This window comes from Marvinbryantia sp. (assembly GCF_047017445.1).
Classification (GTDB): domain Bacteria; phylum Bacillota; class Clostridia; order Lachnospirales; family Lachnospiraceae; genus Marvinbryantia.
Genome location: NZ_JBKXTT010000001.1, coordinates 34,282 through 54,300, shown reverse-complemented (window position 1 = coordinate 54,300; position 20,019 = coordinate 34,282). Strand labels below are relative to the sequence as shown.

17 protein-coding genes are annotated in these 20,019 nt (G+C 51.6%); 12 read left to right on the top strand and 5 right to left on the bottom strand.

From position 1 onward, the window contains the following. Positions 1–51: 51 nt before the first annotated feature. Positions 52–1,362, bottom strand: coding sequence for an IS4 family transposase (locus tag ACLU9Q_RS00250; RefSeq protein ID WP_412624502.1), 1,311 nt, complete (start codon positions 1,360–1,362; stop codon positions 52–54). Between the two features lie 309 nt (positions 1,363–1,671). Here ACLU9Q_RS00250 and pfkB point away from each other — a divergent pair, with 309 nt between their 5' ends. Beyond that, positions 1,672–2,658 (top strand): 1-phosphofructokinase, encoded by a 987-nt coding sequence (gene pfkB / locus ACLU9Q_RS00245; protein WP_296834000.1) that lies wholly within the window; start codon positions 1,672–1,674, stop codon positions 2,656–2,658. 106 nt (positions 2,659–2,764) lie between these two features. Here the strand turns inward: pfkB and ACLU9Q_RS00240 are convergent, their stop codons facing one another. Together ACLU9Q_RS00240 and ACLU9Q_RS00235 are read right to left on the bottom strand one after the other, a co-directional pair. Continuing rightward, complete coding sequence (locus tag ACLU9Q_RS00240) at positions 2,765–4,726, bottom strand: oleate hydratase (RefSeq protein WP_296834003.1); 1,962 nt, start codon at positions 4,724–4,726, stop codon at positions 2,765–2,767. Positions 4,727–4,864: 138 nt separating this feature from the next. Then, positions 4,865–5,452, bottom strand: a complete 588-nt coding sequence (locus ACLU9Q_RS00235) for a TetR/AcrR family transcriptional regulator (RefSeq protein ID WP_296834006.1) — start codon at positions 5,450–5,452, stop codon at positions 4,865–4,867. Between the two features lie 185 nt (positions 5,453–5,637). On the opposite strand from ACLU9Q_RS00235, the gene ACLU9Q_RS00230 reads away from it, so the two are divergent. Then, positions 5,638–6,429, top strand: coding sequence for a DUF134 domain-containing protein (locus ACLU9Q_RS00230; RefSeq protein WP_296834009.1), 792 nt, complete (start codon positions 5,638–5,640; stop codon positions 6,427–6,429). Between the two features lie 186 nt (positions 6,430–6,615). Here ACLU9Q_RS00230 and ACLU9Q_RS00225 read toward each other — a convergent pair whose 3' ends face one another. Further along, positions 6,616–6,855: a hypothetical protein gene (locus ACLU9Q_RS00225; protein WP_296834012.1), complete on the bottom strand. Its 240-nt coding sequence runs from the start codon at positions 6,853–6,855 to the stop codon at positions 6,616–6,618. 470 nt (positions 6,856–7,325) lie between these two features. Between ACLU9Q_RS00225 and ACLU9Q_RS00220 the strand changes: the two genes are divergently transcribed. From ACLU9Q_RS00220 to thrS, 5 genes are all read left to right on the top strand, one after another. Further along, positions 7,326–7,826 carry an SEC-C metal-binding domain-containing protein gene (locus tag ACLU9Q_RS00220; RefSeq protein ID WP_296834015.1) on the top strand — a complete coding sequence of 167 codons (501 nt, stop codon included), beginning with the start codon at positions 7,326–7,328 and terminating at the stop codon, positions 7,824–7,826. Between the two features lie 2 nt (positions 7,827–7,828). After that, positions 7,829–8,593 (top strand): YdcF family protein, encoded by a 765-nt coding sequence (locus ACLU9Q_RS00215; protein WP_296834018.1) that lies wholly within the window; start codon positions 7,829–7,831, stop codon positions 8,591–8,593. Positions 8,594–8,780: 187 nt separating this feature from the next. Continuing rightward, on the top strand, positions 8,781–10,163 hold the full coding sequence (locus tag ACLU9Q_RS00210) for a TrkH family potassium uptake protein (protein WP_296834022.1): 1,383 nt from the start codon (positions 8,781–8,783) through the stop codon (positions 10,161–10,163). A gap of 13 nt (positions 10,164–10,176) precedes the next feature. Beyond that, a complete protein-coding gene (locus ACLU9Q_RS00205; protein WP_296834025.1) occupies positions 10,177–10,824 on the top strand; it encodes a potassium channel family protein in 648 nt (215 codons plus the stop codon). A gap of 643 nt (positions 10,825–11,467) precedes the next feature. Continuing rightward, the gene (gene thrS / locus ACLU9Q_RS00200; protein WP_296834029.1) at positions 11,468–13,393 is read left to right on the top strand and encodes a threonine--tRNA ligase; all 1,926 of its coding nucleotides are present in this window, start codon (positions 11,468–11,470) and stop codon (positions 13,391–13,393) included. 2 nt (positions 13,394–13,395) lie between these two features. On the opposite strand, the gene ACLU9Q_RS00195 is transcribed toward thrS, so the two are convergent. Further along, on the bottom strand, positions 13,396–14,604 hold the full coding sequence (locus ACLU9Q_RS00195; RefSeq protein ID WP_298515327.1) for a helix-turn-helix domain-containing protein: 1,209 nt from the start codon (positions 14,602–14,604) through the stop codon (positions 13,396–13,398). Positions 14,605–14,757: 153 nt separating this feature from the next. Here ACLU9Q_RS00195 and ACLU9Q_RS00190 point away from each other — a divergent pair, with 153 nt between their 5' ends. From ACLU9Q_RS00190 to ACLU9Q_RS00170, 5 genes are all read left to right on the top strand, one after another. After that, complete coding sequence (locus tag ACLU9Q_RS00190) at positions 14,758–15,927, top strand: glycoside hydrolase family 5 protein (RefSeq protein WP_412624499.1); 1,170 nt, start codon at positions 14,758–14,760, stop codon at positions 15,925–15,927. Positions 15,928–16,011: 84 nt separating this feature from the next. Further along, a complete protein-coding gene (locus tag ACLU9Q_RS00185; RefSeq protein ID WP_412624497.1) occupies positions 16,012–16,329 on the top strand; it encodes a DUF1540 domain-containing protein in 318 nt (105 codons plus the stop codon). A 224-nt stretch (positions 16,330–16,553) separates the two neighbouring features. Beyond that, complete coding sequence (locus ACLU9Q_RS00180) at positions 16,554–16,982, top strand: hypothetical protein (RefSeq protein ID WP_296834043.1); 429 nt, start codon at positions 16,554–16,556, stop codon at positions 16,980–16,982. Positions 16,983–16,993: 11 nt separating this feature from the next. After that, positions 16,994–18,913 (top strand): protein kinase domain-containing protein, encoded by a 1,920-nt coding sequence (locus ACLU9Q_RS00175; RefSeq protein ID WP_412624495.1) that lies wholly within the window; start codon positions 16,994–16,996, stop codon positions 18,911–18,913. 155 nt (positions 18,914–19,068) lie between these two features. Next, the gene (locus ACLU9Q_RS00170; protein WP_412624493.1) at positions 19,069–19,998 is read left to right on the top strand and encodes a serine/threonine protein kinase; all 930 of its coding nucleotides are present in this window, start codon (positions 19,069–19,071) and stop codon (positions 19,996–19,998) included. Positions 19,999–20,019 lie beyond the last annotated feature (21 nt).

Here is a 20,019-nt window from a genome sequence, read left to right as displayed (position 1 = left end):
CAGATTGCATATCTGCCTTAAAAATGGTATACTGCTAATGGCAGTTCCGCTTTACACGAAACGGTAAGCGAAACTGGCCGGTACCTGGAACCTTAGCTGGCGGGCATAGGTTCGGTCTGGCCTGATCGGCAGTATATAACGGCTGATCAGGTCATTTATATTTCCGGGACCCATATGGTCTGAAAGGAATGCAAAACATATTTTTATCGCCATAGACAGATTGACCTGATACGCCCATTTCCCCGTTTCCTTTTTTATAGCGGTATCCATGATTATGATGGTACAAAAATTATACAGCGTCATCCGGCAGAGAATCTCAAACTCAATGTATTCCTGGGATTTGGCGTGGAAGTTTGCGGTTCCGATCGTATGTTTTAAGTCACGGAAGGAAGTTTCCTGGTTCCACCGGAGATGATAAATGTGCCTGATCTGTTCTGATGAGAATTCATCTTCCGGAAGGTTCGTGATGACATTTTCATAAACCCCTTCCGCTATCTGGAAACGGACTACGCGCAGACGCATGCGGTATTCGGGACTGCTTTCTGTGATAAAGTCAAAGGAAACCGTCTTGCATATATAGCGGTAAAGGCTTTCCAATTCGGGATGCTGCCTTTTCTTTTTGGCCATTGACCGGGTAAGTATCACCTCTGCCCACCGGTCCATCTGGCTGGGGAGGCTGCCAATCGCAAGGAGACGCTTTATATTGACATCCTTGGCGCGGATGGCAAAGAAACAGCCTTTCTCAAGCGCATGTGCGAAGACGTTATAGCTGGCAAAGCCCCTGTCTGCAACGAAGACAGGGGAGCCGCCATAAATATAGCGGTCTATAAGCTGGCAGAGGGCAGCAAATTCGTTTTTGCGTCTGCCCGGCTGTATGATGGCATCCAGATACCGCTTGGAAAGCAGGTCATACAGGGAAATGGTATGGATGGAGTTGAACCCCTTCTTTGACCTGCCGCTTGTGGGATGGAAGGTGGAAGGGTCCTGCGGATTCCGCGCAATGTTAAATTCACAGCCGTCTGCGGCAATAAGGGAATACTTTCCCCAAAGCTTTTGTGTAGGAAAGCGGAGGTTAAGCTGTCTGAGGATGTGCAGGAAGGTATCAGGGCGGAGCTTTGCGCGCTGCTGGATGAAAGCGGAAGCCGTCGGAACTTCATCGGGCAGAAAATAGAAATATTTCAGCAACTCATGGCTGATGCATCCACTTTCCATGCAAAGGAAGAAACGGACCAGTTGTAGAAAGCCCAGTTTCCGGTCACGAGTAAAATCCTTTTCGGGATTTTTGACAAATTTGTCCATGCTGCTGGTCATGGAGTTGACGATTGCCCAGAGGGTAGATTTAACTTTTTGCGGGAATGACATACGGGTACCTCCTTGAAATTGAAATGATAATTTTAGCTTCAATTTCAAGGGCCGCTCTCGCTACTTCTTAAAATATAATCAGTAGCGAGAGCGGCCGCACATTTTGGATTCTGTGTCAACCCTTTTTCTTAAATTTATTAAAAAATTTAAGTTAGACCTTCAGATTGATCTTTTTCAATTGCCTTAACTAAATGACATTGGACGTGAACAGTAACACTTCGCGTCGCAGCAGGTGTTTGAGGCTGGCGGTAATATCAACCGGACCGTTTCAGACTTTTGAATTCAGTTTTTATACAGAGGGTGAGAGTAATGATCATTACAGTTACCATGAACCCTGCGATTGATAAGACCGTGGATCTTGATGTCTTGCAGCAGGGCGGCTTAAACAGGATCCGACATGTGGAATATGATGCAGGCGGAAAGGGTATTAATGTCTCCAAAACAATACGTGAGCTTGGCGGGAGCAGCATTGCGACCGGATTTCTGGCGGGCGGCAGCGGCAGGACGATCGAGCGCGTTCTGAAAGAAAGCGGAATTGAGACGGATTTTGTCTGGGCGGACGGTGAGACGCGCACAAATACCAAGGTGATCGAGAAGAACGGGAAGCTGACGGAGCTGAACGAGCCGGGACCGTTTATTCCGAAAGAAAAGCGGGATGAGCTGCTGCAGAAGCTGGTGCGCTATGCCGGAGAAGATACGTTGTTTGTGTTATCGGGAAGTGTTCCGGCGGGTGTCGGTAAGGATATTTACGGCGACATTATCCGCCTGGTTCATAAAAAGGGTTCCGCGGTTCTGCTGGATGCGGACGGGGAAGTTTTCAGGGATGCGCTGGAAGCGGGACCTGACATAATTAAGCCAAACCGCATGGAGCTGGAGGAATATGCAATGCCGGAGCACTGCGGGAAAATGCTGCACGATCTTTCGGATGAGGGTATGCTGCAAGATGCGGGGGTTAAGGCTTCTGAAGCGGAGCTTTGGGAAATTGCCGCCGGATTACAGGCGGACGGAATCCGTACGGTTGTGGTTTCCATGGGTGCGGATGGTGCGTTGTTTTTGCTGGGAAATTACCATGTAAAATGTCCGGCGCTTTCTGTGAAAGCGCATTCGACGGTTGGCGCGGGGGATGCGATGGTGGCGGCGCTTGCCTGTGCGTGGGACGAAAAGCTTGGAGAGCAGGAGACGGTAAAGCTCTGCATGGCGGCATCGGCAGGTGCGGTGACAACAATTGGAACGAAACCGCCTGCGAAAGAGCTGGTGGAAGAGCTTGCGCAGAAGGTGATAATAGAAAAATTATAAAGAGGCAGCGGATTGTCAGACAGCAGAAAAAGGGAGACGCATGGAGAAACGCCCGCGAGGATCGCGGGCGTTTGCTCTGCAAAGAAAGCTTATGCTGCATAAAAGGTTACATATTATCCTTTAAGACATCGTGATCGCGCAGCAGTTTTTCGACAACCGTGCCTTTTACTACATGGATCAGCGGTTTTTTCAGTGCATTTAACGGTCCCGGCAGCTCGATCTCCAGCGGAGATTTGCCGTCCATCAGCTTCACGGTGCTGTCGAGCAGTTCACGGATATCGTAGACGCTGCCCCAGACTTCCGGCACGCCGCGGTCCACGCCGAGCAGTCCGTATACGGCTTCCATAGCGGTGCGGACGGAGTATTCCGTGGTGAATACGGTGTCGCGCGGGGTATCGGCAAACTGTCCGAGGAAGGCGAAGTTCACACATCCATCCGGGATGACATCCGGGCGGTCGCCCTTTGTGCGCGGCATGAAGAAGGCGGTGATGTATGGCATCATAGTCGGCACGCAGACTGCGCTGTGCTCGGCAAGCTCCGGAATTTCTTCTGTCGGCACGCCGAGATGGTAGAGCCATTCTTCTGTGATTTCCTTACCGGTGCAATCCTTCATCGGCTTCTTTACAAAATCGCCGGGCACATCGGTGAAAAGCCCATAAACCCACACGCATACCTTGTCGGGATCCTGCTCTTTAAACTGTCCCTGACGGTTAATCGTCCAGCTCATCAGCCAGGAGGAATCCTGGCAGCTCACGATGCCTCCGGTAACGACCTTACCGCTCTTTGGATCTCGCTTACAGATTTTTGTGATGTACGGGAGGATCTTGTCGTCCAGCGTGGTGACGGTTGCGGACTCCCAATTTGTTTTTGTGATATCTGAGCAGAATTTCTCCGGATGTCCGAAAGAGGGATCCTGCCTGGCAATATTTTTCCAGAGGTTCCAGCAGCCGCTCGTGCGTACCTCAGCGTCTCCGTTCGGGGCGTGGTGATGATCTCCGTAGATGGTACCCTCCGTGCAGCTTCCGTTTGTCACAAAAACCAGATCATTCTTTGTCAGAAGGATGCCTTTTTCCACACCGTTTATCCGGCATTCTATCGCTGTGGCAACCTTCTTGCCATCTTTGATCTCAAAAATGACATTGGTTACTTCCGTGTTGAACTGGAAGTCTACGCCTGCCGCTTCCAGATATTTCTGCATCGGCAGGATCAATGACTCATATTGATTATATTTTGTGAATTTCAGCGCGCTGAAATCCGGCAGCCCTGCAATATGATGAATGAAGCGCTGGAAGTAGAGCTTCATCTCCAGGGCGCTGTGCCAGTTTTCGAAAGCAAACATGGTGCGCCAGTACAGCCAGAAGGTGGAGTTAAACACCTCATCGTCAAACACGTCCTCGATGGTTTTATCATAAAGATCCTCATCCTTTGTCATGAACAGCTTCATGATTTCCATGCAGCCCTTCTGGCTGAGGTTGAATTTCCCGTCTGTGTGCGCGTCCTTCCCGCGGTTTACGGTCGCACGGCACAGGGAGTAATTCGGGTCGTGCTTGTTGAGCCAGTAGTATTCGTCCAATACGGAAGCGCCGGGCGTCTCCAGGGACGGAATGCTGCGGAACAGATCCCAGAGGCATTCGAAATGATTCTCCATCTCGCGTCCGCCGCGCATGACGTAGCCGCGGGAGGGATCGAAAATACCGTCGCAGGCGCCGCCGGCGATATCCATAGACTCCAGGATGTGAATATGGGAGCCGGGCATCTGGCCGTCGCGTACCAGGAAGCAGGCTGCTGCCAGAGAGGCAAGACCGCTGCCTACGAGGTAAGCGCTTTTCTCATCCACGCCCTCCGGTTTTTCCGGGCGGGCAAAGGCCTCATAATTTCCGTTTGAATAGTAGATGCCTTTGCTGTTTTTAGCATTCTTGCCGCGTTCCGTATTGCGATAATTGTTTACTGATCTTTGCGCCGTCTCTTTCTTTTCTTCGGTTTTCGCTTTCTGTGCGAGGTAGGCTGCTGCGCCTGCTCCGGCTGCTAAAAGAGCCGCTTTGCCGAGGGATGATTTTTTATTTGACATAAATGATTCCACCTTTCTGAAATTAGCTGTCTGTTTGTTTCCTGTCATGAGGACATTGTATACGTTAATTTCCAGGCGGACAATTTACAAAACGGGTCATATGATAAAAATTTTATCATACATCCCGTTTTGTATATGTTAAATGCCGGGCGCAGAAGATTTCTCTGCGTTGCAGGCAGCATAGTTACGAATAGAATTTGTGATATTTCCGTGCAGGACAGTCGCGATGTTTGCAACGATGTCCGGATAATCCTCTTTCATGCCGTTTTTGATCCAGTCAAGCATGATTCCGACGAAGCTGTATTTGTAAAAATTTGCGATAAATGTTTTTTGTTCCTCTGTGACGGCTGCCTCTGCGGATTTTTCTTCAACAACACCGGCGATCAGAGAGCAGGTGAGCTGAAAGAGATAATTTTCGATCCGTTCCCGGCTGATACTGCGGTAGGCATTTAAGACGAACGGCTTGTTTTCATAGACGACCTCAAAGATTTGCAGCAGTCCCTCCGGCCAGGTATCATAAGTTTTTTTGTCCTGTAATGCTTTTGTGGCATCTTCCAGGCATGCCCATTCCACAAGGTCATAGATATCTTTAAAATGATAATAAAATGCCATGCGGCTGATGCCGCAGTCGCTGGTAAGATCGCTGATCGTAATTTTATCTAATGGCTTTTTCAGAAGGAGGCGCTTGAGAGAATCCTCCAGAGCCTGTTTGGTTAAATTGGACATGGCATTTCCTCCGATTTTATGTGTTATATCACAAAGTATTGTACCACAAAAAAGAGGGCATGATAAGAACTTTAACCAGTAATGTGGCTTATATAAGATTTTAATTAGTAACGTAGGGCTTGCATCTGTGGGCGGTATGTGCTACAATATTTTCGACATATGACGGAAACTGCGGAGGTGAAAGCATGGCAAGACCGAGTAAATGCAGAAGGATATGTTCAGAACCAGCTTACGATAGCTTTATGCCGGGTGGATTTAGCTGCGATGAACAGGTGGTTTTGACGGTGGATGAGTACGAGGTCATCCGTCTGGTGGATCTGGAGAAATTTACGCATGGGCAGTGTGCCGCGCAGATGGGGATATCGCGTACCACGGTCACGGAAATTTATGAATCCGCGCGGGAAAAGCTTGCCGACAGCATCGTAAACGGAAAGACGCTGCTGATCGCGGGCGGTCATTACCGGCTTTGTGATGGCTCTCCGGCCTGTCTCTGTCAGAAGCATTGCAGAAAAGCGAAAGGAGCTGCCGCACAGACGGCAGTGTCAGTGAAAGGAGAAGGAACAATGAGAATTGCAGTTACATTTGAGGATGGAAAGGTTTTTCAGCATTTTGGACATACGGAGCAGTTTAAGCTCTACGATATCGAGGACGGAAAAATTGTAAAGGAACAGGTTGTGGATACGAACGGGCAGGGGCACGGCGCGCTGGCTGGCTTTCTTATGAGCGCGAAGGTGGACACGCTGATCTGCGGCGGTATTGGCGGCGGAGCGCAGATGGCGCTGGCCCAGGCCGGCATTCAGCTTCTCGGCGGCGTATCCGGCAGTGCAGATGATGCGGTGAACGCTTATCTGGCAGGAAATCTCGCATACGATCCGGATGTGCGCTGCGGCCACCACGGTCATGAGCAGGGGCATTCCTGCGGAGAGCATCACTGCGGGGAAGACAAGCACGGCTGCTCCGGAAGCGGAAGCCGCTAAGGGAAGGTACAGGACGCATCGGAAACGGAAGCCGCTAAGGGAAGGTACAGGGCACATCGGAAACGGAAGTCGCTGAGAGAGAAGAGGTACGGGAATTCCGAAAACGGAAGCCGCTGCTGAGAAAAAAGCCCCCGCAGAGCCGCCTGTCTGGCACTCTGTGAGGGTTTTTATGTTGATCTGGTGTGTTTAATCCAGATAATTTCCTACCGGGCTGGAATTGTATTGTTTGATGACCTTCATCATAACAGAGCCGTCCGGCTGGTCGGTTTCTTCCAGAATCTTATACTGCGTGTGATTGCGCTCCAGGGTATGTTTATAGTGCTCAACCTCTTGTTTCACAAGGGATACTGCGTAATCGTGACCGACATCCTCTTTCAGCATAAAATGAAGTGTCTGGCAGATACATGCCGCTTTAATTCGTTTCATGATCATTTCCTCCAATTCTAAAATAGCGTGTAACAGCAGGGTCTACGCTGCTGTGCTGTATGTTGTAAGATAATTTTATCAAATTTAATAAATTTTTTCAAAAGTCATTTTAACCAAAATTTTGTATGTACAATATCAGCAAAATTTCTTGAACAGGGATCCCTTAAAATTAACAATCCCGGCACTTTTATGAAGTTATGCGAAATCATAAAAATGCCGGGTTATAAAGGGGAGGATAAGTATTAAAAATTTATCTTTGGTATGTTCCTAGTATGGACGGATTTTCTTTTTCTATACAGCTTTGCGAAAAATTTCTATTCTTTTTTTGAGACTCTTATTTTTGAGACTCTAAATCTCTATTTCTCATGAAAACTATTTGAAAAATAGCGGGAAGTGTTATATACTGTACTCGTTGACAGACGGAAGTCTGCGGTATTTTACATTTACACAGAATAAAGGATGGTTTTAAGATGGGTTTATTACAGGAATGGAGAGCTATCGCATACTCTCAGGAAACAGACAGACAGCAGCTTCAGAAATTCTGGACGGATTATTTTCTTGTTGAGAAGGGGATCTATGAGCAGCTTCTCGCAAATCCGGACGAGGAAGTAAGAGGCACGGTGAAGGAACTGGCGGAGAAGTACGATATTCCGGTTCTGACGATGGCGGGCTTTCTGGATGGCATCGACGACAGTCTGAAGGTAAAAAATCCGATTGAGGAGATGGATGAAAACACCGAGGTGAGCCTTGCGTTTGATAAAGAGAGCCTGTATAAAAATATGGTAGACGCAAAGGCGGACTGGCTGTACAATCTTCCGGCGTGGAAGGAGATCTTCACGGAGGATAAATTAAAGGAGCTTTATAAAGAAGCAAAACGTGCAAACACGATCGTGAAGGGACCAAAGATCGGCAGAAACGATCCGTGTCCGTGCGGCAGCGGAAAGAAATATAAGAAGTGCTGCGGAAGATAACCATGTACCATGTACTGATGGGCGTTGGCGCAGTGTGCTTTCTTTATCTGCTGATCCTGCTGGCAAAGGGCGTGGACTTTGCGATCATCTGGCTGCCGGTCAGTCTGGTATTTCTGGCTGCGGGCGGCTATGGAAGGTATTGCCTGCATCATCCGCAGGGGTTTCGGATCCCGGCGCCGCTTCTTACGGCGGCAGGCGTGCTGCTGGCATTGGCGCTGGCGCTGTTTCTTGCGGTGGAGGGGCTGATTTTAAGAGAGATGCTTACGAAGCCGCAGGCGGGGCTGGACGTGCTGATCGTCCTGGGCGCGCAGGTGAAGGGCAAAGAGCCGAGCCGTGCGCTTCTTCGCCGTCTGGAAGCGGCAGAGCGCTATCTGCAGGAAAATCCGGATACCGTTGCGGTACTCTCCGGCGGAATGGGAGAAGGAGAGGAGATCACGGAGGCAGAGTGCATGTACCGCTATCTTACCGGGCGGGGGATTGACGGGGCGCGTCTGATCCTGGAGGATCGGTCCACCAGTACGGCGGAAAATCTGACGTTCAGCGCCCGGAAAATTGCGGAGTATTTTGGAAAGAGCGGGGGAATGTCGCAGAAAACAGGACTTCTCTCCAACAACTTCCATGTGTACCGAGCACGTCTCTTGGCTGAAAAGATGGGCTATACGGACGTATATTCCATTCCGGCGGCTTCCGACTGGCGGCTGCAGGTGCATTATCTGGTGCGAGAGTTTTTTGCGATTTGCAAAGAGAAGGCGACCGGAAAAATCTGAAAACGTAATATCTGCTGCGGGCGACTCCATGAGAAGTGGAGATGAGCGGCAGGCAGCAGCTTTCTAAGGGTGTCAAAAGAGAAAATTGACACCCGATTTTGCAATGTCGGGGTAAAAACAGTTCCTCCGTGGGAGGAATGATTTCCCGATATCGGGAAATGATACGTGGTATGACAGGAGTATACACATGAAATGGTTTGAAAAACTGATGCTGAAATTCAGTGACTGGAAAAAATTCAGAAAAAGCTTTTCCACGTCCCGCATCATTATTTTTGGTTTTTTGCTCGTGATCCTGGTGGGGAGCCTTTTGCTGATGCTGCCGGTCTCTACCCGAGGGGCGGGCGGCGCGTCCTTTCCGGATGCCCTGTTTACCGCCACGTCCGCCGTGTGCGTGACGGGGCTGGTGGTGCATGACACGGCAACCTACTGGTCGGAGTTTGGGCAGTTTATCATTTTGATGCTCATCCAGATCGGCGGGATGGGTGTTGTCACTGTCTCGGTGGCGTTTGCCGTGATTTCCAAGCGGAGAATCGGGCTTCTGCAGCGCAGCACGATGCAGGAAGCGATTTCCGCGCCGCATGTCGGCGGCATTGTCCGCATGACTTCCTTCATATTAAAGACGAGTCTGTTGGCGGAGGGAATTGGGGCGCTGCTGCTTGCGCCGGTGTTCTGCCGGGATTTCGGCATTGGCAGGGGAATCTGGTATGCAGTGTTCCATGCGGTTTCGGCGTTCTGCAACGCGGGCTTTGATCTGATGGGCGTGCGCGCGCCGTATTCCTCACTGACGGCGTATCCGACGCACCCGCTGGTGAACATGGTGATCATGGCGCTGATCATTTTCGGCGGGATCGGCTTTCTCACCTGGGAGGATGTGCGGACAAACCGGCTGCATTTCCGTAAATACCGGATGCAGAGCAAGGCAGTGCTGGCGGTGACGGCGGTGCTGATCCTGGTGCCGGCGCTTTACTACTTCTTTATTGAATTTGCAGCTCCGCAGTGGAGCGGGCTTTCCTTCGGGGAGCGTTTCTGGGGAGCGTTATTTCAGGCGGTGACGCCGCGCACGGCGGGCTTTAACACGCTTGACCTCACAAAGCTGAGCGGCGCCGGGCTTACGATCATGATCTTTCTGATGCTGATCGGCGGTTCGCCGGGTTCCACTGCGGGCGGTATGAAGACGACGACCTTTGCAGTGCTGACGGGCACGGCGCTGTCGGTGTTTCGGAGAAAAGAGGATATCTGTTTTTTTAAGCGGCGGATCGCGGACACCGCAGTGCGCAATGCGGTGGCTATCTTGGTACTGTATATGGGACTGTTTGTGACGGCGGCTATCATTATCAGCGGAGTGGAGCAGCTTCCGATGTCGGTATGCCTGTTTGAGACGGCGTCCGCAGTCGGTACGGTCGGACTGACGCTGGGAATCACGCCGACGCTGGGAATGCTGTCGCGTGTGATCTTGATTTTTCTGATGTTTCTGGGAAGAGTCGGCGGGCTGACGCTGATCTTTGCAGCGCTGTCGGGAACGCACAGCGATATTTCAAAAGCGCCGCTGGACCGCATCACAGTAGGCTGAGAGGAAGGTATGTATGAAAGAGATTTTATTGATCGGGCTTGGAAGATTCGGCAGTCATGTCGCAAAAAAATTAAGTGAGCTGGAGCATCAGGTGATGGCGGTGGATATCCGTGAAGAGCGCGTCAACGCGGTGCTCCCGGACGTCACAAATGCGCTGATCGGGGACAGCACCAATGAGGAGTTTATGTCCTCATTAGGAGTACGGAATTTTGACGTATGTATCGTGGCGATCGGTGATAATTTCCAGAGTTCTCTGGAGACGACGTCTCTTTTAAAGGAGCTTGGCGCGAAGCAGGTGGTAGCACGCGCTTCCAGCGACGTACATGAAAAGTTTCTGCTGCGCAACGGGGCGGATGAGACGGTGTACCCGGAGCGGCAGTTCGCGCGCTGGACGGCGATCCGCTACAGCGCCGATCATATTCTGGATTATATTGATCTTGGAAAGGATTACGCGATTTTTGAGGTGGCGATCCCATCCTCCTGGCTTGGAAAGACGGTCGCCGAGGCAGATGTGCGCCGTAAATATCACATAAATATCATGGCGATCAAGCGGGACGGGCAGCTTGATATGTCGGTCACGCCGGACACGCTGCTGACCGCGGACAAGACGCTGCTGGTGCTTGGAAGCAACCGGGATATCCAGAGGTGCTTCCATATTTAAAGATACTTCCCGGAAAAAACTGACCGGGGACTGCACTGCCGACAAGTGATATTGACTTTGTTGTGTACGGGTGTAAGGACATATCGGGGCTGGAAACAGCGCTGGAAGAAATTGACACACTTAGAAAAATAGATATTTTTGACTATGACAGTATCCGCAATGAGTTTCTTCTGGAGGTACCGCATGTCTGCATAAATTAGGTGTTGACAAACAGCGGCAAAGTGCGATAATATCAGAAGAAGATAAGCGAACGCGCAGACGAGAAGAGTAGAATGCCGGAATTCTCAGAGAGGGGTGCGAAAAGGTGGAAGCATCCTGTAGGAAAGCATTTGAAGACCACCTCCGAGCGGCCTCAATACGGCACGGTGATTCCGTTATCATCAGAATGAGTGGTTTTGCCGCACAGAGTGCGGAAGCAAACAGGGTGGAACCGCGAGTAATGTAAATTGCCCGTCCCTTGCAGTTAGTGTTTAATTGCAGGGGGCGGTTTTTGATTCGTCGGATTTGATCTGTCATGCATTCGAAAGGGGCTTCCGGCAGCAGGTTTTGTGGGTGTCTGCGGTAAGCCTGCCGTCACCTGGATCCACACAGCAGAAATCCGCCGCAGGATGCGCACGCGAATATTAAAAAAGGAGAAAAGACTATGATTATCACATTGAAGGATGGTTCGAAAAAAGAGTACCAGCAGCCGATGTCGATTCTGGACATTGCCTCGGATATCAGCGAGGGGCTTGCACGAGTGGCGACGGCTGGCGAGGTGAACGGTGAGGTGGAGGATCTGCGCACCGTGATCGATAAGGATTGCGAGCTGAATATTCTTACCTTTGACAGCCCGGAGGGTGCAGGCGCTTTTCGTCATACAACATCACATATTATGGCGCAGGCGATCAAGCGTCTGTACCCGGAGGTGAAGCTGGCGATCGGTCCGTCGATCGCGGATGGTTTTTACTACGATATTGACAGCGACACGCCGATGACTGCGGAGGATCTGGAAAAGATCGAGGCGGAGATGAAGAAGATCGTGAAGGAGGCGCTGCCGATCACACGCTTTACGAAGCCGCGCGAAGAGGCGATCGCATATTTTAAAGAAAAGAACGAACCGTACAAGGTAGAGCTGATCGAGGATCTGCCGGAGGACGCCGAGATCAGCTTTTATCAGCAGGGTGAGTTTGTGGATCTCTGTGCCGGGCCGCATCTGATGAGCACGAAGCCGGTAAAGGCGTTCAAGCTGACAAGTCTGGCGGGCGCTTACTGGAGAGGCAGCGAGAAAAACAAGATGCTCACCAGAATTTACGGAACCTCCTTCACAAAGAAGGCGGATCTTGACGAATATATTACCCGCATGGAGGAGGCGAAGAAGCGCGATCACAGAAAGCTCGGCAAGCAGCTTGGCCTGTTTATGATGCGCGACGAGGGACCGGGCTTCCCGTTCTTCCTTCCGAAGGGCATGATCTTGAAAAATACCCTGCTCGATTACTGGAGAGAGATCCACACGAAGGCCGGTTATGTGGAGATTTCCACGCCGATCATGCTGAACCGCCAGCTCTGGGAGACCTCCGGACACTGGGATCACTATCGGGAAAATATGTATACGACCGTCATCGACGACACTGATTTTGCAATCAAGCCGATGAACTGTCCGGGCGGCATTCTTGTTTACCAGTCGGAGCCGCGCTCCTACCGTGACCTGCCGCTGCGCATGGGTGAGATCGGTCTGGTACACCGTCACGAGAAATCCGGCCAGCTCCATGGCCTGATGCGTGTGCGCTGCTTCAATCAGGACGATGCGCACATCTTTATGATGCCGGAGCAGATCCGCGACGAGATCAAGGGCGTTGTGAAGCTGATCGATGAGGTTTACCAGCTTTTCGGTTTTAAATATCATGTGGAGCTTTCCACGCGCCCGGAGGATTCTATGGGCAGTGATGAGGACTGGGAGATGGCGACCGACGGTCTGCGCAGCGCGCTGGACGACCTGGGGCTGGATTACGTGGTAAATGAGGGTGACGGCGCCTTCTATGGTCCGAAGATCGACTTCCATCTGGAGGATTCCATCGGAAGAACCTGGCAGTGCGGAACCATCCAGCTTGATTTCCAGCTCCCGCTCCGCTTTAACTGCGAATATATCGGTGCAGACGGAGAGAAGCACCGCCCGATCATGATCCATCGCGTGGCGTTCGGCTCCATCGAGCGTTTTATCGGTATTCTGATCGAACATTTTGCGGGCGCGTTCCCGACCTGGCTGTCGCCGGAGCAGGTGCGTGTGCTGCCGATCTCCGACAAGTATCTGGACTATGCAGATAAAGTAAATGCAGCGCTTACCGAAAACGGCATCCGCTCCAGCGTGGATACCCGCGCGGAAAAGATCGGCTACAAGATCCGCGAGGCGCGTCTGGCGAAGGTACCGTACATGCTGGTAGTCGGCGCGAAGGAAGAGGAAGAGGGCAAGGTTTCCGTGAGAAGCCGTTTCCTCGGCGACGAGGGACAGAAGGACCTCGATGGCTTTATCGCGGCGATCAAAGAAGAAATCCGCACCAGAGAGATGCGCAAGGTAGAGGTAGAAGAGTAGCCTCACGGCGCATCGCGGATAAACTGCGGCGAGCCGTATTCCTTCCGGTACTGGCTCAGGGTGCAGCCGGTGGTCTGTCGGAAAACCTTTCCGAGGTGGCTCTGCGAGGAAAAGCCAAGATATGCGGCAATCTCGCTGTAGGTGTAGCCAGAGTAGGTGAGCAGGTTTTTCGCCAGCTTTACCTTCTCATGCCGGATGTAGTTTTTTAAGGTAATCCCTTCACAGGCGTGGAACAGCTCCGAGAGATAGTTGGCATTCAGGGCAAGGCTCCCGGCAATGTCTGCTACCGTGAGCCGGTCATGCAGGTGGGAAAAGATATAATCCTTACATCGCCCGATGTAGGGATTTTCTTTTGCCCGGATCCCGGTGCACAGCTTCTTCTGCTCCCGCACCATGTCGGCGAAGGTAAATTCCGCATGGCGGATCAGCTGCGAAATCCGGGGCGCGTCCCGGCATCCGTCGATTTCCTGCATATAGGAATCCTGCAGGGAAAAAGCCACCTCCGGCATAAGTCCTCCGCGTATGGCGGAGCGGCTTGCGAGCGTGAGAACGACGGCGGCGAGATATTTTTCATTTTGCAGAGGATCTTTTGAGAGCGTACCAAGCTGCCCGATATAATCTTCCTCCAGACTTTTTTTCAGCAGCTCCGGCTCTCCAAGCTCGATGCTTTTCTGCTCGCGCAGCTCCTGGTCGTATGGATTGTGCTTCTGTCCGCATTCCTGGTTTTCAAAAACGATTTCAGAATAAAGCTGCATGGGCAGGGACGCGGCGTCCGCGGGCAGGCAGCAGCGGCAGATGAAGTCCGCCTGCGTCAGTTCTTTGGCATGGTACAGATTGTAGACGAGGAGCGCGGCAGAGAGCAGCTCCTGAAAGCCGCAGACGGCGGTTTTGGCGTGAAATTCATCCTCTGCGGGAGCCGTCTTTAAGCTGCTGGCCAAAGAAACCGGCGGGGAAAGGCGCACAGGTCCAATGAGATAGGAACCATCGCAGTCCGGCACCCAGCCGTAACAGAAGGCGGAATTTACGTCAAAAAGCAGCGGCAGTGCATCGGGAAGCTCCCGGCAGAAGGCGAAAACCTCCGCAAAGAGTGATGCATCGTGAAAATCCGGTCTGGCATTTGCGCAGTTTGTTTCTTTATCATTTTCATCAAAATGACGCACAATTGTATGAAACTGGCGAGACAGGTAATCCATCAGAGCAATGTGATTCATAGAAAGTCTCCTTTCGCTGATATTCGTGTGATACGTGCAGGATGATTATAACATATTTTCTGAGAAATATAATATAGTGCCGAGAAATATGATATAAAATATGCAGATGACCGTGTAAAATTTACAGCATAAAGCAAAGGAGGACACGGGAAAATGATAAAAGGAGTAAATCTTGGCAACTGGCTTGTGCTGGAAAAATGGATGAGTCCGGCGCTGTTTGCGGGGACGACGGCGGAGGATGAATATTACCTGCCGACGCAGCTTTCGCCGGAGGCGTATGAGGCGCGGATTAAGATTCACCGCAGCGAATATATTACGGAGCGCGATTTTGCAACGATCAGAAGGATCGGGCTGAACGCGGTGCGGATTCCGGTTCCGTACTTTATTTTTGGAGACCGCCCGCCGTTTATCGGCTGTATTGAGGAGCTTGACAAGGCGTTTTCCTGGGCGGAAAAGTATGGGCTGGGCGTGCTGATCGATCTGCACACCGTGCCGATGAGCCAGAATGGGTTTGACAACGGCGGTCTGAGCGGCGTGTGCCGCTGGAGCCAGCTTCCGGAAGAAGTGGAATTTGTGCTGAACGTGCTGGAAAAGCTTGCCGAGCGCTATGGACACAGAAAGGGATTGCTTGGAATTACGCCGGTCAACGAGCCGATCACGGAGCCGGTGTGGTCGGAACTGAATGTGCAGAAGCGATATCCGCCGGTTGACGCAGCGCTTGCGGCGGGAAGCGCGCCGAACACGATAGAATTTCTGCGCGGCTTTTACCGGGATGCGTACAGCCGTATCCACCCGCATCTGGCGGAGGATAAATATGTGATCTTCCACGATGCGTTCCGCCTGAAGGACTGGAAGGAGTTTTTTGCGGAGGAAAAATTTGAAAACGCAATGCTGGATACACACCAGTATCTGATGAATGCGGAAGTGAAGGGCTGTGAGCAGACGCCGGACGGATATCTTGCATACATCCGGGAGGTGTTTGCAAAGGATATCGCTGAAGTGCAGGAATACGTGGACGTTATCTGCGGAGAGTGGTGCCTGTTCAACAGCTTTGCGACCGGCGGGGATACCAGGGGCGGACAGAGTGTTTTAAATGGAATGGATTACGCAAAGAACGAGGAGACGCTGGATGCAGGTGAAAAGCGTAAGCTGTACCGTCAGCTTGCGGACGCGCAGCTTACGGCGTGGCAGCAGGGGGCCGGCTATTTTTACTGGAGCTATAAGCTGCTGCTTGACACGGTAAACGAACCGGAATGGATCGGCTGGGACAGCTGGGATCTTGGAAAATGCGCGGATGAGGGCTGGTTCCCGGTTGTGGGCTAGCGAAAGCAAAATAATTGCATAAAAAGAAAAAGAACGGCAGATACTACCTCTGTAAACTTATATTTGCAAAAAGGAGGTAGTACCATGCCGTTTTTATCATGTTCAGCGGTAAAATGTATCTATAATGACGACCACTATTGCCAGAAGGGCGATATCCTGGTGGAGGGCAACCATGCGCAGGAACCGTCCGAGACGTGCTGCTCCAGTTTCCGTGAGGACAACGGGGAGATGACGGCGAAAAACTTTGCCGGAGAGCCATCCGGGAAGATCCTGGTAGACTGCACAGCGTGCAATTGCCGTTACAATAGAGAGGAAAAATGTCATGCGGAAAAGATCGCAATTGCCGGATCCTCCGCCTGTCAGTGCCGCCAGACGGAGTGCAGCACCTTTGATAAAGAATAAGGCTTAAAAAACATGTAACAGCAGTTTTCTGCTCCGCGGTGGATTTCTATGAAAAATGCATAAAAATAAGCGGAGCAGAATATTCTGTATTCTAAAAGCAGACAAAAAATGTAATATATCGGCAATCTTTCGTTGCGAACTCCCTCAATAAATGGTATGCTAATGATATTATTCTGAAAAAGAGGGGTGGTTGCTTGATATTCGACAGCAAAAACGGAGAAGATATGGAGCATTTTAATCAGATCTCCACGGATGAAATTATCAATCAGATCAAGGAGGCTCCCATACAGTTTTCCGAGAAGCGCCTGGATGCGATACCGGGAATCCGCTTTGAGGATTATTTGAATCAGCTGATGGAGAAATACCACTGTACGGCGGGGCAGCTTATTATCCGCACCTGCCTGAGCAAGCCGTTTATCTACCAGGTGCTGAAGGGCGAACGCGTACCGGGACGGGATGTGATTCTGCGCATCAGTCTGGCTATGAAGGCGACAGTGGACGAGACACAGCGGTTACTGACGCTGGCGGAAAAGGGCGTGCTGTATCCGAAGGTCAAGCGTGATGCGGCGATCCTCTGCTGCATCGAGACGAAAAAATCACTGGAATATACCAATCTGTTTCTGGAGGAGCACGGCGAGAAAAAGCTGTTATAAGGGATGGAGATATGAAGAAAACGGAGCAGGAAGAGCGGCTGCGTGAAACATACATACAGGAGCAGGAGCTGCCGGAAAAGCTGCGGGCCCAATTTCATATCGTCTCCTGCCTCTCCTGGAGGGAGGAGCAGAGCGTATATCTTCTGGAAGATCGGGAGGGAACGCGCTCGATTATCAAGCGGGCAGAGGGAAAACGAAAAGAGGCGCTCAAAAGAGAGGCACAGTTTCTGGAGCGGCTTCATTTTTCGTTTCTGCCTGCCTTTTTGTCGTGGAATGAGGAGGACGATACCGGGTGGCTGCAGCGCGCGTACATTCCGGGCGATACCCTGTGGGAGCTGGTGGAGCGGGGAGAGGTCTTTGATGCGGCGCGGGCAGGCGAGCTTCTCTGCCGTCTCTGCGAGATCGCCGGGCAGCTTCACCGCAGTGATCCGCCGATCATCCACCGCGATTTCAAGCCGCAGAATATCGTGCTGACGCCGGAGGGAAACCTGTTTCTGATCGACCTTGGCACCGTGCGCGCGTACCGGGAGGGCGCGCCCTACGACACGGAATTTATGGGAACCAGAAAGACGGCGGCGCCGGAGCAGTACGGCTATCGCCAGACCGACTGCCGCACGGATATTTATGCGCTGGGCGTGATCTATCTGTATCTGCTCACGGGCAGCATGGAGCTGCAGAATGAAAAAGTGCTGTCCGGTGTGCCGAAGGAATGCCGCGATATCATCGAAAGGTGTACCCGGATGGACCCCAAGGAGCGCTATGGGTCTGCAGAGCAGCTTCAGAGGGCGGTGCGGGAAACGACCGCATCCGGCGGCAGGGCGAAGCGCGCGGGGAAGACGTCCGCATTCAGAAGGCTGCTTCTGGCTGCTGCGCTTGCCGTAGTGCTTCTGGCGGCGGGCATCTGCGGAAAGCTGTATTTTGAAAGGCTTCCCTATCAGTTTTGCGAGGAGCTGGTGGGGCAGGCAGTGCGCCGGCAGCTTGGAAAAGCGCAAGGGGAGACGATCACAAGAGCCGAGCTTGCCGGGCTTAAGAGCCTGCGCATCTGCGGAGACCGGATCCTTGCGGAGGGAGAACAGCACTGGCAGTACGATGCTATCCACCGGATCGGCGGCGAGGAGGTTTACGGCAGCGGAACGATCGCGGACCTTTCGGATTTTCATTATATGAAGAATCTGCAGACATTGATCCTGGACAGGCAGGAGATCACGGATATCACGCCGCTTGAGGGACTGCCGCTGGTGAGTGTGAGCCTGTGCGATAATCCGATACGGGATATTTCCGCGCTTGCCAAACGAAAGACTCTGGAAGAGCTATATATAGAAGAAACGCAGGTGACGGATCTGGCGGAAATGGAGAACATGACGGCGCTGCGGATTTTAAGACTGAGCAATGAGCAGCCTGCGGATCTGACGCCGGTGGCGGAGCTTCCGCTGGAGGAGCTGTGTCTCATCATGATCACGGAGGACAGCGCCGGAATCCTGCAGAAGCTTCCACTGAAGAAACTGCAGCTTCACAGCTGGTCGAAGGCGCTGGAGGAGAAGATCGGGGAGCTGACGGAGCTGACAAAGCTGACCATTTACGGCTATCAGAATGAAACGCTTGCACCGCTGCTTGCGCTGACAGGGCTTGAGGAGCTCAATCTTTACGGCGGCAGGCTTGAAAGCGTGGAGGGAATTGAAAATTTCCCGGAGCTTTATTTCCTGGGGATCAACAACACGGCGGTGACGGATATCGCGCCGCTCACAGGTCTTGATGGGCTCACGCAGCTTGGTCTGGACAACACGGAAATCACGGATTTTTCCGTATTGAATGAATTGAAGGAATTGCAGTGGGTGCAGTGTGACGAGACGCAGCGCCCGCAGATAGAACGCATTGCGGACAGTCTCTGGTTCACGCTGGAGACGGTGCCGAAAATAGAGGATGGGCAGTGAACCCGGAGGCAGAGGCTTCCGGGTTTTTTTATGTAAAAAAGTGCATTCCGGGGTAAAATTGTCAAAAGTCTGCAAGCTGCATACCAAATTGGCAGGAAAACAAAATATACTAAATCTATCTATATTTATACAGAAATTGAGGCTTGGAAAACGACGTGGGAAAGAGTTTTGAGGAAATATATTCTCAGGAAATAAAACTGCCGGATACGCTGGCAAAAAGGGTTGCAGTGGTTTCCTGCATGGCATACAGCGACATGCAGCGGGTGTATCTGGTGGAGGATATAAAAAAACGGCGGTTCGTGCTGAAAACGGCAACGGGAAATAAAAGGGAGCTTCTGAAAAAAGACGCGGCAATGCTGCGGGAGCACGCTTTTTCTTTTTTGCCGGAATATGTGGATTACGTGGAAGCGGCGGACACCGGTTATCTGCTTCGGGAATATATAGAGGGAGACACCTTATGGGAATGGGTAAATAAACGCGGGGTGTTTAATGCCAGGGAAGCGCGGGAAATCCTGTGCAGGCTGTGCGATATGGTGGGACAATTCCATCAGCAGAAGCCTTCCATGATCCACCGGGATATCAAGCCGCAGAATATTGTGATCACAAAAGAGAAAAATCTGTTTCTGATCGATATGGGAACGGTGCGGGAATATAAGGAGGATATCCGTCAGGATACGGTGTTCGTGGGCACAAAGCCGACGGCGGCGCCGGAGCAGTACGGCTACCGTCAGACGGACGGAAGGGCGGATATTTATGCGCTCGGCGTTTTATATTTGTTTCTGCTTACGGGAAGCCTGGATGTGCAGTGCCCGAAAAACTGGGAGCTGCTGGATGAACATGTGTGTGCGGTCATATGGAAATGTACAAAGATGGATCCGGACGACCGCTATCAGAGCTGCGAGGAACTCAAAAAAGCTGTCTGTGCCGGAAAGAGCAGGCACAGATGCTTTGCGGTTGGAAAGAAAAGGCAGGCGATCTTAAGAGCGGCGGGGGCGCTGCTTGGAAGCGGAATATTTTTTTTCGCGGGTGTCTGCCAGGAGCGTACCAACAGAGCGGGAAAGCGTGATATAAATGAATCAGAATGATTCTTTATAAATAAAAACAAG